At 45.2% G+C, this 15,268-nt stretch carries 14 protein-coding genes; 10 read left to right on the plus strand and 4 right to left on the minus strand.

Annotated elements, in window-relative coordinates; all coding sequences use genetic code 11:
- Positions 1-5 precede the first annotated feature (5 nt).
- Genes O3Q51_07930 through O3Q51_07950 form a run of 5 tightly spaced genes read left to right on the plus strand, consistent with a single transcriptional unit; the run spans position 6 to position 4,506 of the window.
- Complete coding sequence (locus tag O3Q51_07930; protein ID MCZ4408731.1) at positions 6-353, plus strand: MmcQ/YjbR family DNA-binding protein; 348 nt, start codon at positions 6-8, stop codon at positions 351-353.
- A 10-nt stretch (positions 354-363) separates the two neighbouring features.
- The gene (locus tag O3Q51_07935) at positions 364-963 is read left to right on the plus strand and encodes a DUF502 domain-containing protein (GenBank protein MCZ4408732.1); all 600 of its coding nucleotides are present in this window, start codon (positions 364-366) and stop codon (positions 961-963) included.
- Entirely contained in the window at positions 950-1,864 is a 915-nt protein-coding gene (locus O3Q51_07940) for an EamA family transporter (protein MCZ4408733.1), read from the plus strand. The genes O3Q51_07935 and O3Q51_07940 overlap by 14 nt, the downstream gene beginning before the upstream one ends.
- Before the next feature lie 36 nt (positions 1,865-1,900).
- Positions 1,901-3,853: a (E)-4-hydroxy-3-methylbut-2-enyl-diphosphate synthase gene (gene ispG / locus O3Q51_07945; GenBank protein MCZ4408734.1), complete on the plus strand. Its 1,953-nt coding sequence runs from the start codon at positions 1,901-1,903 to the stop codon at positions 3,851-3,853.
- Between the two features lie 2 nt (positions 3,854-3,855).
- A complete protein-coding gene (locus O3Q51_07950; protein MCZ4408735.1) occupies positions 3,856-4,506 on the plus strand; it encodes an oxidoreductase in 651 nt (216 codons plus the stop codon).
- On the opposite strand, the gene O3Q51_07955 is transcribed toward O3Q51_07950, so the two are convergent.
- The 4 genes from O3Q51_07955 to O3Q51_07970 all read right to left on the minus strand — a co-directional run bounded on the left by O3Q51_07955 (position 4,500) and on the right by O3Q51_07970 (position 11,241).
- Positions 4,500-5,984, minus strand: a complete 1,485-nt coding sequence (locus O3Q51_07955) for a M28 family peptidase (GenBank protein ID MCZ4408736.1) — start codon at positions 5,982-5,984, stop codon at positions 4,500-4,502. The two genes, O3Q51_07950 and O3Q51_07955, sit on opposite strands and share 7 nt — an antisense overlap.
- 85 nt (positions 5,985-6,069) lie before the next feature.
- Positions 6,070-7,305, minus strand: a complete 1,236-nt coding sequence (locus O3Q51_07960; GenBank protein MCZ4408737.1) for a peptidoglycan DD-metalloendopeptidase family protein — start codon at positions 7,303-7,305, stop codon at positions 6,070-6,072.
- Positions 7,306-7,341: 36 nt separating this feature from the next.
- Positions 7,342-8,160: a DUF3108 domain-containing protein gene (locus O3Q51_07965; GenBank protein ID MCZ4408738.1), complete on the minus strand. Its 819-nt coding sequence runs from the start codon at positions 8,158-8,160 to the stop codon at positions 7,342-7,344.
- 78 nt (positions 8,161-8,238) lie between these two features.
- Positions 8,239-11,241 (minus strand): class I tRNA ligase family protein, encoded by a 3,003-nt coding sequence (locus O3Q51_07970; GenBank protein ID MCZ4408739.1) that lies wholly within the window; start codon positions 11,239-11,241, stop codon positions 8,239-8,241.
- A 118-nt stretch (positions 11,242-11,359) separates the two neighbouring features.
- Between O3Q51_07970 and O3Q51_07975 the strand changes: the two genes are divergently transcribed.
- From O3Q51_07975 to queA, 5 genes are all read left to right on the plus strand, one after another.
- Entirely contained in the window at positions 11,360-12,235 is an 876-nt protein-coding gene (locus tag O3Q51_07975; GenBank protein MCZ4408740.1) for a permease-like cell division protein FtsX, read from the plus strand.
- 5 nt (positions 12,236-12,240) lie between these two features.
- A complete protein-coding gene (locus O3Q51_07980) occupies positions 12,241-12,501 on the plus strand; it encodes a DUF3098 domain-containing protein (GenBank protein ID MCZ4408741.1) in 261 nt (86 codons plus the stop codon).
- A complete protein-coding gene (locus O3Q51_07985) occupies positions 12,498-13,298 on the plus strand; it encodes an undecaprenyl-diphosphate phosphatase (protein ID MCZ4408742.1) in 801 nt (266 codons plus the stop codon). Before O3Q51_07980 ends, O3Q51_07985 begins: the two co-directional genes overlap by 4 nt.
- Positions 13,295-14,017: a tRNA pseudouridine(55) synthase TruB gene (truB, locus tag O3Q51_07990; GenBank protein ID MCZ4408743.1), complete on the plus strand. Its 723-nt coding sequence runs from the start codon at positions 13,295-13,297 to the stop codon at positions 14,015-14,017. Before O3Q51_07985 ends, truB begins: the two co-directional genes overlap by 4 nt.
- A gap of 73 nt (positions 14,018-14,090) precedes the next feature.
- On the plus strand, positions 14,091-15,140 hold the full coding sequence (gene queA, locus O3Q51_07995) for a tRNA preQ1(34) S-adenosylmethionine ribosyltransferase-isomerase QueA (protein ID MCZ4408744.1): 1,050 nt from the start codon (positions 14,091-14,093) through the stop codon (positions 15,138-15,140).
- Positions 15,141-15,268: the final 128 nt, after the last annotated feature.

Consider the following 15,268-nt stretch of genomic DNA (forward strand, 5'->3'; position numbering starts at 1 on the left):
AAAAAATGCACGTTGACGAATACCGCGAATACTGCCTTGCCCGCAAGGGAGTCACCGAGAGTTTTCCATTCGATGAGCATGTGCTTGTCTTCAAAGTGATGGGAAAAATGTTTGCTCTGTGTAATATCGACAACTACCAAAGTTTTAACCTGAAGTGCGATCCCGAATACGCCATAGAGCTAAGAGAAGCCTATCCCGACTTGATCATACCGGGCTGGCACATGAGTAAAAAGCACTGGAATACAGTTAGTGCTGAGGGCCTCGACTCCAAATTTCAAAAGAAGTTAATTGATCATTCCTACGACTTGGTAGTTTCCTCACTTCCGAAGAAGACCCAAGCAGAACTAGCTTAACTTTGCCACTGTGAAAAAGAATTCTTTCGTAAAAGCGATTGTCGGTTATTTCTTCCGCGGACTGCTATTGGTCGTGCCGATTTCATTAATCGCATACATCGTCTACAAGCTTTTTGTGATGTTGGATGAGATCATTCCAATGGATATTCCCGGCTTGGGTATATTGATTCTTCTTGGAGGAATTACCGTTTTAGGCTTTCTGGGCTCTACATTCATCGCAGAACCGATTTACAAGCGGGCCAACCGAATACTGGACAGGGTTCCATTGGTAAAAACCATCTATACCGCGATCACAGATTTGCTCTCGGCTTTCGTTGGACAGAAGAAAAGCTTTTCGCGTCCCGTACTGGTAAAGCTAAACCGAGAAAGCGAAATAGAAAAACCCGGGTTTATTACCAACGACGACCTTAGTGTACTGAATCTGAAAACGGGCAAAATAGCGGTCTACCTGCCACATAGCTACAATTTCTCAGGAAATATTTTTATCGTCCCCATAGAAAACGTGACTCCCGTAGTCGTGAATACTGCCGACTTTATGAAATTCATCGTATCGGGTGGTGTAGCAGATGTTGGGAAGAAAGTGGACGAACAGGAAGATGAAAAAAGCTAAAGTCGGAAACCTCCTACTCTTGCATGTGGTCGTTTTCATCTTCGGCTTCACAGGCATTTTGGGAAAGCTTATAGAAACAGATTCTGATCTGCTCGTGTGGTGGAGAATGCTCATTGCCGCCATTTCTATAGCGCTATTCGCTTACCCTGCCGGGAAAATTCACAAGTCTATATGGCTGAATGCCAAAACATATCTCGGTGTCGGTTTTCTGATTGCTCTGCACTGGGTCACCTTTTTTCAAGCCATTAAAATTTCGAATGTAAGTGTCACCTTGGCTTGTCTGAGTTCGGCGTCCTTATTCACGGCAATATTAGAACCACTCATTTTCAAGCGTAAGATTGATCCTGCCGAGCTTTTTTTTGGATCTATGGTAGTGATCGGTTTGGTTTTGATTTTCAGTTTCGAAACGGAATATGCCGCAGGTATCGTGATGGCCTTGGCATCCGCTTTTTTAGCCTCTCTTTTTACCGTCATCAACGGTCGATTGATCGAAAAAGATAATCCCTACAGAATTAGCCTGGTCGAAATGATCGGAGGCGTTTTGGGAATCAGCATTTGGCTAGGCCTTTCAGGAAAACTGGGTCTCAACCTAATCGATATTCCTGCATCAGATTGGGTTTGGATACTTCTTTTAGGAAGCATATGCACCGCATTCGCCTTTGTGGCAAGCGTCAAAGTCATGGAAGAGCTGACGCCTTTTACCGTTTCGCTGACCATCAATCTCGAACCGGTTTACGGAATTATCCTAGCCTTTTTCATTTTCGGCTCCAGCGAAGAAATGACCTTCGGCTTTTATATGGGTACGATTCTAATCCTCGGAGCATTGTATCTTAATGCCTTGAAAAAGAAAGGAAAGCTCCCCTTCAGAAAAGCGAGGTTGAAACAAAAAACAAACGATTAAGGAAAGCGTTAACTTCATAATTAAACCGAAAAACCTATGTCGGCGACCATCAAAGACGAAAAAACTTATTGCCCGAATCCAATTGCCTACGAGCGCTTTCAAACCAGATCGGTGAAAATCGGCTCGGTTGGAATGGGCGGCGACAACCCGATACGCGTTCAATCCATGACCACCACCGACACCATGGATACAGAAGGCTCCATTGCGCAGTCTATCCGAATGATAGAAGTGGGCTGTGAGCTCGTGCGCATTACCGCCCCGAGTAAAAAAGACGCTGAGAACCTTCGGCCAATAAAAGAAGGTATTCGCACCAAAGGGTACGACACCCCTTTGGTTGCTGACATTCACTTTACCCCAAATGCCGCAGAAATTGCTGCACGCATCGTAGAGAAGGTGAGAGTAAACCCCGGAAACTACGCCGACAAGAAAAAATTTGAAACAATAGAATACACCGACGAAAGCTATCAGGCCGAGTTGGATCGAATCCGAAAGCGCTTTAGTCCATTAGTGGAAATCTGCAAAGAGGAAGGAACCGCTATGCGAATTGGGACGAACCACGGGTCGCTGAGTGATCGCATTCTGAGTCGCTATGGTGATACGCCGGAGGGAATGGTCGAGTCGGCGATGGAGTTTTTGAACATCTGCCGAGACCACGATTATCACGAATTGGTGCTCAGCATGAAGGCCAGCAATACGCAAGTGATGGTGCAGGCCTACCGCCTTTTGGTAAAGCGCATGATGGACGAGGGAATGAATTACCCGATCCATCTTGGGGTAACCGAGGCAGGAGAAGGCGAAGACGGAAGAATCAAATCAGCCGTGGGAATCGGTACATTATTGGAAGATGGAATTGGTGACACCGTTCGCGTAAGCTTGACGGAAGAACCCGAAGAAGAGATTCCCGTAGCTCGAATCTTAGTCGACCGCTACGAAAATAGAAACACTCACACCACGATAAAAGAAATCAGCCATAACCCATTGGATCCTTTTTCATACACACGTCGCAATACGTATCGCGTAGCCAATATGGGAGATGGTCAAGCACCAATTGTGGTAGGAGACCTTTCGGGAAAAGCTGAAATCAAACCCGCCTCTTTTTTTCCTTTCGGCTATAGCTACAGTGTACCACTGGACAAATGGAACATTGGCGATCAAGCTGCGGATTACATCTTCATCGGGGAGAACACCGTAGATTTTCAAATCCCTGGAACGCTTGGCGTAATAGTAAATGAGCACACTTGGAACGAGCAATCACACAAACCGAGGGTGTATCCTCTGATCTCTGCCAAATCGTTTTTGGAAAACGGGGAATTGAGCTCGACAATAAATTTCATATCCGCCGACGAAATGGATCTTTTCGACTCCACTTTCATTGAAAAATTAAAGGCTTCCAAACATTCCGTTTTGGTGCTGGAAACTGAAAATGAGCACGCAATGCCAGCTTTGCGACGTGCATTTATGGAGTTGATGAATCGCGAATCGGATATTCCAGTGGTGATCAAAAGAAAATACGACAACCTCGATAGAGATCATTTCCAAATTTACGCTTCCACCGATGCGGGTGGATTGTTCTTAGATGGATTAGGAGATGGGATTTGGGTTCAATCGGATTTGGTGGATGCCCGAACAACAAACTCATTGAACTTTGGAATCCTTCAAGCCACCCGAACACGCATCAGCAAAACCGAATACATCTCTTGTCCGTCTTGTGGACGAACATTATTCGACTTACAAGAAACAACGGCGAAGATTCGCGCTCGCACCGAACACTTGAAAGGCGTGAAAATCGGAATCATGGGCTGTATTGTAAATGGCCCGGGTGAAATGGCCGATGCAGATTACGGATACGTCGGGACAGGTGTAGGAAAAATTACCCTTTACAAAGAGAAGGAAGTGGTAAAACGAAATGTCCCTTCCGAAAATGCGGTGGACGAACTGATTGACCTCATTCGCGAGCACGGCGATTGGATCGAACCTAAAGAAGCCTAAACATGAAAGCAGTTATCGCAGGAGCCACAGGCTTGATCGGCACCTTTCTTGTCGATAGGATGAAAACTGATAAAGACGTGATGACCGTTACGGCTTTAACACGCAGAGACGGTGAGCAAGTTGGAAAAGTAGCTTGGACAAAAGTCGATTTCGACAATTTGGATGATCTGAAAAATGCTTGCGATGGGGCAAGCCACGCCTTTTGTTGTTTGGGTACTACCATAAATACCGCAGGATCAAAAGAGGCCTTTCGCAAAGTAGATCACGATTATGTGATCGATTTCGCGAAAGCGGCCAAGTCACAAGGCATTGAACGCTTCAGTGTAGTAAGCGCCATTGGCAGCAGTGCTGACTCCAGTGTTTTTTACAATAAGGTAAAAGGCGAGATGGAAAGAGATTTGGAAAATATCGGCTTTGCAAGTCTGCATGTTTTTCATCCATCACTTTTGCTGGGCCCAAGAAAAGAGGATCGCTTGGGTGAGAAAATAGGGACGGTCGGTATGAAACTCGTCTCTCCACTCATGATGGGATCGCTCACAAAGTACAAGCCCATCCATGTGAAAACGGTGGCAGGCGCCATGCTCAGATTAGCCAAATCACCCGAGAAGGGAGTTCAGCATTATGAATACGATGAGATGACCGAGGCTTACTGAGTCTTATACAACTCCTCTCCCGCTTCGTAGTACTTATCCCCTTCAGTCCAGTATGGTCTTTCAGGCATATTTCCTACCAATCTGCAGGCATGCACGTAGGCCTTTGTGAATTTGAACAGGTAGTCGTAATCCACCGAATCAGGGTTATCACCTGCTTGGTGATAGTACTTTAACAGTTCATCGTCAAAAGCAGTTACACCCATCGTATACATTACAGCAGGAATACCCTTTGCGGCAAAACTCACTTGGTCTGATCGGTCAAAGAGATTTTGATCGGGCATTTGATCGGCAATGGTTCCTAATCCGTATGTTTCACCAGCAGTGATAAACGCTTCGGTGGCCGTAGTGCGCTCCAAGCCAATGATGGTGGTGATACTCGTATCGTTGTATCCCGCATTGTCGCTATTGAAGCACATAACGATACTTTCGAGAGGAACAACAGGGTGCTCCACGAACCACTCGCTTCCGAGTAGTCCTTTTTCCTCTCCCGTAAAGAAGATAAACATCGAAGTACGATCCAGCGGGTACTTCGCAATATTGTGAGCGGCTTCCAAAACGGTGATGGAGCCTATTCCATTGTCACGGGTTCCGTTGTAAATGGTATCACCCTCGGCATCAGGCTGTCCTAAACCTACGTGGTCATAGTGAGCTGAGTAGACCACGATTTCATCTTTAAGGTCAGGATTCGTTCCCTCTACCATTCCGATCACGTTGTAAGCGAAGAAACGCTCAATTGTGGCTCCGTCGATATTCAGTTCTGCCTTTTTTACCTTTTCAGCAAAAAAATCGGCCGAGGTGTTCCAAGAGTCATTTAACCAAAGATGAGGAAGTCCCTCTTCCTTTTCTTCGCCCATATCCAAAGAGATACTCGGACCACCGATGTAATTCTTGATAATCTTCCAGCTGATTTGAGTGGATGAATAGAGCTCGATCAAAGCCAAAGCTCCATTCTCTGCCGCTCTTTTTCTCTTTGCTCTTCCAGCCATGAACGCCTTGCGAACATTCGGCTCTCCTTTATCGCCAAGGCGAACTACGACTATTTTGCCTTCTACTTTAGCGTTTGCGAAATCGTCCTCACTTCCATAGTCCAGGAAAACCACTTTGGCTTCTAGGTTTGCTGAGCTTCCATCGAGCAATAGGATGTCCTCACCGAGCGCATAAGTCGAATCTTTCACCATAAATGCACCTGAGGCGGGTGGTGTGACCTTCTTAAAATTCACCTTTTGACGGTAGCTATCCATCCCCGGTGCCGTTTTCACTCCCCACTCTTTCATGCGAGTGGCCAAGTATTTGGCTGCAATTTCTTGCTCAGGCGAAGGGGTATCCCTTCCCTTCAATTCATCTGAAGCAATAAATTCAATTTTAGCCTGCACTCCCGAATGGGTTACAGTCTCCTCAACCAGCGACTGAGTGTTTTGGGCGAAGGCCCCAAAAAATGCAACGGAAAGAATGGTGGAAAGAAAAATATTTGTCTTCATAAGGTGAATAAGTGAGGCGCGAAAATAGTAAAAAGCAAGGTTAACCAGTTAGAAGGGAATCAGCCGTTTAGTTTTTGAAGGGAAACTAGCTCACTTCACCAATTTCTATTTGCTCTAAAATAAGGTTCAAACTATCGCCGGTAGTGCTGAAATCAGCTTTAAACTCTTCGGGAATCGGATCGCCTGAAGGAAGATCTTGTTGGTAAGGATCCACTTGTTTGCCATTAACCCAAAATCGGTAGCAGACATGTGGACCACTGGCCAATCCGGTAGAGCCCACATAACCGATCACATCACCCTGGCGAACATAGGCTCCATTATTTACTGCCCGCTTTGACATGTGCAGGTATTGCGTTGTATAAGTACTGTTGTGCCTAATCTTCACGTAATTTCCATTGTACTTCCCATATGCCGAAGCAATTACTTCTCCATCTGCCGTAGCCACAATAGGCGTGCCTTGAGGTGCTGCATAGTCAGTTCCCAAATGTGCTTTAAAACGGCGCTGAACGGGATGGTAACGCTTCATGGTATAGCGCGAGGAAATTCGCGAAAACTTGACCGGTGCTTTTAAAAATGCCCTTCTCAGATTCTCTCCTTCAAGGTCGAAATAATCACTCACCTTTCCTTCTTCAAAGAGAAAAGCACTAAAAATCTCATCGCGGTGACCGAATTCAGCGGCTATGACCTCTCCTACTCCAATACGCTGGCCTTCGACAAAACGCTCTTCGAAAATCACCTTAAAATAGTCTCCCTTTTGGATACGATAAAAATCGACAGTCCAGGCGTAAATCAAACTCAACTCCATAGCCAAATCGATAGGAAGGTCGTTATCGGCAATGGTTTGATACAAGGAGCTATTAATCATACCTCCGGCTTCTCTCAATTTCGTCTCAATGGGCTTTTGACCTAGATATGCCGAAATACTATCCCCCAATTGATAAACAACATAATTAGCAGGACTGGTTTCTACCACAAAGAAGCTGGCCTTCTTAGTGCTATCCCGATTGGTAAATACAGCATAGTTATCCCCTGCTTTCAGCTTTCGAACATCGTGCACATCCTTGCTTGCTCCTTCTAACTCAGCAATTTCGCCGTAAGGAACTCCGTACCCCAGAAGGATATCGGCTAGGAACTGATTTTTTTTGATCGTCCCTTCGTGAATCTTGTACGCATCCTCTTCGATACCATACCGTTTAGGAACCTCATCTACCTGAATGGAAACATCTTCAGGATCTAAGTCCTCTATATTTTCTTCACCCTGTGAACAGGAATAAGTGAGAAATAGAATGGATAATAAAAGGAGAGAATTTGTGAAACGCATTTGCATCGAGTGCGAATATAGAAATCGAAGACCGAATCAGTCGATTTTTGCGATGGGATTTGACAAGTTTTGGTATTCGACCAATTCCATCTTGATAGAACCTACCAGTACTTTAGCTTGCGCCAAAACGGGAATTTTGTTCTTATCGTCAGTAATCCAAACGATCATATCCTCCTCTTCTTCAAAGATTCTACCCTCTTGAACTACGGGTACGAATTTGAGACAACGATAAGTCCCTGTCCTCGATTTGAGATTTTCTTTTCCGAGGTATCTGATCTTTAACGGAAACTCTTCGCCATCGACAAAGGTTGGAATGGTGAAAACATCTCCTGCCCGTGCATTGGAAAAATCGATGGTTCTGGCAAAATAAAATGACGAGAGCATGTCTTGCGACAATGGTGGAATCTTAAACGTGTCGCCTTTGTTTGTGCTTACCGCAGCCTTATGTTGGTGAAAGCTGTACGTCTGTTTTTTTTCATAGCCACCTTCTCGAATGTCACGAACAAACTCCCACGGGAAGATTCCTTCTTCATCCAGATAGGTTTCGTACCGATCTCGCACTTTGAAAAACCAGTTGAATGCGCCTAGCGTCTTTCCGGTTCCAATGACATGCAGCGCTTCGCGACCTTGGTATTTTCTCTTGCTTTTGTAGACATTCAATTCGGCCTCACCTGCATCAATAATTCCGTAATGCAACCTGAATCGAAGATATTCCCCTTCTCCAAAGGCAGTTTGATCAATCTCAGGCAAATCCATCACGGGAAGAGTATCCAGACTCGCCTCAGGGGGTCTCTTCTGTGAGAAACCAAACAAGGTCAAAAAGACGGCTATGATGAGAAGTGCTACTTGCTTCATGAAAAGGATTATTCAAATTCCGTTCCAAAGGAGGTGGAAGACTACATAGTAGACGTTTATGAAGAAAAAAAATTGCTTTTATATCACAACATTCACAATACGTTTGGGCACAACGATAACCTTCTTAGGCGTTTTCCCTTCCAAATATTTCGCAGCTTCCGCCGAATCAAGGACAGCTTTTTCCACTTCTTCTTTTGACATGTCAGCTGCCAATGCCATTTTGAAGCGCATCTTTCCATTGAAAGAAACAGGGTATTCAAACTCGTCATCTTCCAAATACTTCTGTTCGAAAGCGGGCCAAGGCTGCTTGAGCACGGAGTCCGTGTTTCCCAGTTTCTCCCAGATTTCCTCAGCGAAGTGAGGCCCATAAGGTGAAATCAAAATGGCCAAAGTCTCGAGAACCTGCTTGTTATTGCTCTTCAAGGCTGTGAGTTCATTAACGGCAATCATCAAAGTACTCACTACGGTATTCCACGAGAGTCGCTCTAGGTCATCTGTCACTTTCTTGATGCAGCGGTGGAGGGCTTGCAATTCCTTCTTCGTAGGTGCTTCATTGCTCACTGAAACGTTTCCATCTCCATCGTGGAGCAAGCGCCAGAATTTTCGTAAAAAATTGTGGACTCCGCTGATTCCCTGCGTATCCCAAGGTTTCGATTGCTCCACAGGCCCGAGGAACATCTCGTACATCCGTAGGGTATCAGCCCCGTACTGATCGCAAAGCGCATCGGGCGTCACCACATTGTACCATCGCTTAGACATCTTTTCCACCTCATGGCCGCAATGGTACTTTCCATCTTGGCTCAAGATGAAATAAGCATCTTCGTATTGCCTTCTCCACTTTCTAAACTCTTCGACTTTTAAAACATCGTTTTCAACCAAATTCACCTCAACGTGAAGTGGGGTTACGGAAAATTCTGCGGTAGCATTACTCGTATCCATTCCTCCAAATTCACTCAATTGTTCATGGAGCAATGTCTGTAGCTTTTGAATGACATACTGGCGATTTTCGGTAAGGTATTCGTGCTTTTTCCAGTCGTCGTAAATCTCCTTTGAGACAAATATTTCAGGAAAAGATCGAGGAGAAGGCAAATCTTCGCCATCGGTGAATCCCGGGATATCATAATTCAAAATATCCAAACGATAAATCAAGCTCGACCGACCCAAGATCATTCCTTGGTTGATCATTTTGCCGAAAGGCTCATCAAACTGAATGAAGCCGCGATCAGATAAAAACTTGGTCCAAAAACGAGAATACAGTAAGTGACCCGTAGCATGTTCGGCACCACCGATGTATAAATCAACCGCCCCCCAATAGTCAGCCTTTTCTGGCGAAACAGGCAGGTCAGTGTTTTTGGGATCCATGTAACGGAGAAAGTACCATGACGATCCGGCCCAACCAGGCATCGTGTTGTGCTCCATTCTATCGCCTTCAAAGATGGGCCAATCTTCTTTTTTGGCTCTAGCCAATGGTGGCTCACCTGAATCAGTTGGAAGATATTTATCTACAGGCGGAAGTGTCAGTGGTAGCTGATCATCCTTCAAAAGATGCGGCACATTGTCTTTGTAGTAAACCGGGAATGGCTCACCCCAATAACGCTGGCGCGAAAAGATGGCATCGCGTAGACGGTAATTGACCTTTCCGTACCCGATGCGCTTTTCTTCCAATTCGTGAATTACCGCTTTCATAGCCCTCTCGTAGGTCATTCCTTCGAGAAAACCAGAATTCTGGAGCTTCGCTGATTTTCCTGAAAAAGCTTCCTCCGAAATATCAACTCCTTCGAAGATATTCGGGATCTCAATATCAAATGTATTGGCGAAAGCGTAATCTCGTTCATCACCCGATGGAACGGCCATTACTGCTCCCGTTCCATAGCCTGCCAAAACGTAATCGGCAATCCAAACAGGAACCTTTTCTCCTGAAAAGGGATGGGTGGCGTATGCTCCGGTAAATTCTCCGGTAACGGTCTTCACCTCACTCTGTCGCTCGCGCTCGGTCTTGGCCATGCTCTTTTTCACATAGGCTTCTACCGCTTCGCGACGATCGTCAGTGGTGATCTTCTTTACCAAGTCGTGTTCGGGTGCCAAAACCATAAAGCTGACACCAAAAATCGTATCGGGACGAGTTGTAAAAACATCAATGTGGTCGGGATGATCGGCCAGCATAAAACGAACCATAGCTCCAATGGACTTTCCAATCCAGTTGCGCTGCATGTCTTTGATAGAATCTTGCCAATCGACTTTTTCCAGGCCCTCGAGAAGTCGATCGGCATAGGCAGTAATCCGGAGACTCCACTGATTCATCAATCGTTGCTCGACGGGGTGTCCACCGCGTTCGCTCAATCCGTCTTTGATCTCGTCGTTGGCCAGAACGGTTCCCAAAGCCTCGCACCAGTTTACCCAGGTTTCGCTTAGGTAAGCCAATCGGTAGTGACTTAAAACTTCTTGTTTCTGGTGATCTTTCAAAACCTTCCAATCGGTGGCCGTGAGTTCTCCTGCGAAATATTCCCCGAAAGGAAAATCAGATAGATCAAGTTGTTTGTGCCAATCTCGATCTATGAAGGCATCCACTCCGTAAGTTCCATTTTCTTCAAAGGCGGCAACAAGGGTTGAGATATCTTCGGCTTGGTTTGTTTTTTTGTTGTACCAACTCTCGAAAAGTTTTGAGAATATCCACTGCGTCCAGCGGTAGTAATCGGGGTCGCTCGTGCGCACCTCGCGGCTCCAATCGTAATTGAAACCCATTCGCTGAAGTTGCTCCTTGTAGCGAGCCACATTGTCTCTGGTGGTAATGGCGGGGTGCTGTCCTGTCTGAATGGCATATTGTTCGGCAGGTAGTCCGAAAGAGTCGAAACCCATCGGGTGAAGCACATTGAATCCCTTGTGCGTTTTGTACCGCGCGATAACATCCGAAGCGATGTATCCCAGCGGGTGGCCTACGTGCAGGCCTGCTCCCGAAGGATAAGGGAACATATCCAAAACATAGAATTTCTTCTTGTTTGGATCTTCATTCACTTTGTATACTTTTTTATCCTTCCAGATTTTCTGCCACTTGGCTTCGATTTCCCGAAAATTGTATTCCATTACCATTCGATTAGAAGCGGCAAAGTTATCAAATCATTGGGGGTGAGTCGAGAGTGAAAAGATGTTTCTTCAATGCCTTAGTTGCAAACTATAAATATTCCTACTTTAGCCGACTGTTATGGCCTCCACTCCTGACAAGTACGCAAGAAGAAGAGCGCGAACCAGCGCCGTTTCAACGGTGATCGGCATCAGCTTGGTGCTCTTTATGCTGGGTATTTTGTCCATCCTCATTCTCAATGCTCAGAAGCTTTCCACTTACGTGAAAGAGAGTATTCGTGTAGAAGTATTTCTAGACTCTGACTTGAGTGAAGGTGAAATCATTCGTCTGAAGAAAGAAATTGACGCTGAAGCCTATTCTCGCGCTACGGAATACATCAGCAAAGAAGAGTCGGCGGCACAACTGCAGAAAGATCTTGGAGAGGAGTTTATGGACTTTTTGGACTACAACCCCTTACCGGGATTGATTGATCTTAAGTTGAACGTGGAGTACACACACCCTGATAGCATCTCCAATATTGCCGGTAAGATAGAGGCCCGAGAAGGTGTAAATGAAGTAGTTTACAGCCCGAATTTGATTCGGCAAATCGAAAACAACATCAATAAAATCGGGATAGCTCTCTTGGCCTTTAGTGCCTTACTCCTCCTCATAGCAATAGCATTGATTAACAATACCATTCGACTAACGATCTATTCCAAGCGCTTTGTTATTCGCAGTATGCAGCTGGTTGGAGCTACGGGAGGCTTTATCCAACGCCCCTTTATTTGGAATGGAATCCTGCAAGGACTTTACGCCAGCTTCATTGCGATCTTATTAATTTTGGGAATTCTTTTCGCTGTAAGGCACGAGGTCCCCGAGTTTTTTGAGTTCAACGACCTGATAATGTTTGTTAAGCTTTTTGGTCTCGTTGCCCTTTTGGGAATGGTAATTTCAGGAATATCAACGTTATTTGCAGTAAGGCGTTACTTGAGAATGGACGCATCTAAAATTTATTGAATCCGATGAGCACAACTGAAAATCAAGAAAAGGAAAGCTTCGCACTAAGTGCAACGAATTACAAAGTGATGTTGATTGGGATCGCAGTCGTAGTTTTAGGATTTATCCTAATGATCGGAGGTGGCACAGAAGACCCAATGGAATTCAATGAAGACATCTTTAGCTTTCGAAGAATAACCTTAGCACCGATCGTTGTCATGGTCGGATATGTGGTCATCTTTTACTCGATCGTCAAGAAAGACTCTTCCTCTCCAACTGAATCATGAGTATTTTAGAGGCCCTTATCTTGGGCATCATTCAAGGACTTACGGAATTCTTACCCGTGAGCAGCTCAGGCCATTTGGAATTGGCTAAAGCTATAATTGGGGATGACCTTGAAGCAGGCGAGAGTATGCTTTTTACTATTGCTCTGCACGGGGCTACTGCACTAAGTACAGTTGTCGTTTTCAGAAACGACATTGCCGATCTCTTCAAAGGACTATTCGAATTCAAATGGAACGAGAGCACCAAGTTTGCGGCTTTTATTCTCGTCAGTATGGTGCCTGTCTTTTTCGTGGGTGTCTTCTTCAAAGATGAAATTGAAATGCTCTTCGAGGGGAATCTCCTTTTGGTTGGATGTTCTCTCATCTTCACGGCAGTTTTGCTGTACAGCACTACCCGCATTCCTGCAAAGGAGGGAAAAGTGACTTTTGGCAGAGCTCTGCTTATTGGTGTGGCTCAAGCCATTGCCGTGCTACCCGGTGTTTCCAGATCGGGATCCACAATTTCCACAGCATTACTAGCAGGAGTAAGTCGAGAACGTGCTGCACGCTTTTCATTCCTCATGGTATTACCTGTCATCTTTGGAGCAATGATTTTAGAATACAAGGACTTTCTAGAAGCTCAACCCTCCAGAAATATTGACAACTTGGCTCTAGTCACAGGCTTTGCGGCAGCATTCTTTGCGGGGATCTTAGCTTGTCGCTGGATGATTGCCATCGTAAAAAAGAGTAAGCTGGACTATTTCGCCTATTACTGCCTTGCAGTAGGAGCTATCGCAATCGGTTATTCGCTTTTCGCATGATCAATTACGGAAAGCTTACAGTAGAAGAATTCTTAGATGGTCAATTACTTCTAATTGATAAACCGCTCACATGGACCAGCTTTGACGCCGTCGCCAAGGTGAGGTATACGATCCGAAAAAAGTTTGACCTGAAAAAAATTAAAGTCGGCCATGCGGGCACACTCGACCCATTAGCTACAGGACTGTTGATCATCTGCACGGGAAAGTTTACCAAAAAAATCACTGACCTCACCGTAGAGAACAAAACCTACACAGGCTCCTTTACGTTGGGCGCTACAACGCCATCTTACGATCTCGAAACTGAAACAGAGAATCACCAATCAACAGATCATATCACCGACAAGATGGTGGAAGAGGCTGTGAGTAAAATGCGCGGAGCCATTATGCAAATGCCCCCTATTTTCTCTGCGAAAAAAGTGGATGGAAAGCGCGCCTACATTTCTGCCAGAAAGGGAAAGGAGGTAAAACTTGAGGCCAGACCTGTCATCATCAGCAAATTTGAAACAGACACTTCATCTCTGCCACTGGTCAGGTTTGAAATAGAGTGTAGTAAGGGAACGTACATAAGATCAATTGCTCGCGACCTAGGTGAGACGCTAAAATGCGGCGCTCATCTATCCGAATTGCGCCGAACAATGATTGGTGATTACTCCGTTGAAAATGCCATCGATCCCATTGAATTCCAACGGCTAGTGCAAGACATTCGGGAAGATGTTTAAAATGCACTGGAAAACTCGACCTTATTCATTAACTTCGCAGCCGCATTTTTTCGACCATAAAAACGCCTTTTGAATGAAGCTTTCAAAGTTTAAATTCACTCTTCCTAAAGAACTTATTGCACAATATCCTACTCCAAACCGTGACGAGAGCCGATTGATGGTCTTGAATCGCAAAACGGGTGAGATCGAACACAAAATGTTCAAAGACGTCCTCGACTACTTTAGTGAGAACGACAGTTTTGTGATGAACAACACCAAGGTTTTTCCTGCTCGTCTCTACGGAAACAAGGAAAAAACAGGTGCTAAGATCGAGGTATTCCTACTTCGTGAACTAAACCGCGAAAGCTTATTATGGGATGTTTTAGTTGACCCCGCGCGCAAAATCAGAATTGGAAACAAACTCTATTTCGGCGAAAATGACGAATTGGTAGCTGAGGTAATTGACAATACCACTTCCAGAGGTAGAACCCTTCGCTTCCTTTTTGATGGCCCATATGAGGATTTCAAAAGCACGATGATGTCATTGGGAGAAACACCTGTTCCGAAATACATCGATCGCCCGATTGAAGAATTAGACTACGAACGGTACCAAACCATCTTTGCCAAAGAAGAGGGAGCAGTTGCAGTGCCTACTGCAGGTCTTCACTTCAGTCGCGAACTGCTCAAACGAATGGAGCTCAAAGGAATTCACTTTGCACCGATTACACTTCATGTCGGACTCGGAACTTTCCGCCCTGTAGAGGTAGAAGACCTCACAAAACACAAGATGGACAGCGAGCAAATGGCCATCAGCGAAGAATCTGCGAATATTGTCAACGGTACCAAAACTTCCAAAGGAAAGGTTTGTGTAGTTGGCACAACCGCGATGCGCGCAGTTGAAACTTCGGTTTCTACCGAAGGACTTTTAAAGCCGTTTGACGGGTGGACGAATAAGTTCATTTTCCCTCCTTATGAATTCTCCATTGCCGATGCAATGATCAGCAACTTCCACGCTCCCGAAAGCACCTTGCTAATGCAAGTTGCTGCCTTCGGCGGATACGAAAATGTGATGGCAGCTTACAAAGTGGCTATTAAGGAAAAGTACCGCTTTCAGGCTTACGGAGACGCAATGCTCATCATTTAGTGTCTCAACCATTATAGTCCAATATCTTCGTTATGCTTGTCCTGAAAACAGTCATTAGCCTAGAGCTGACTCCTTATTTTCAGAACTGCACAAGCCTTGATCTTGAACTTACTGGCCGAGACACTTCA

The organism is Cryomorphaceae bacterium 1068, assembly GCA_027214385.1.
Classification (GTDB): domain Bacteria; phylum Bacteroidota; class Bacteroidia; order Flavobacteriales_D; family Cryomorphaceae; genus JAKVAV01.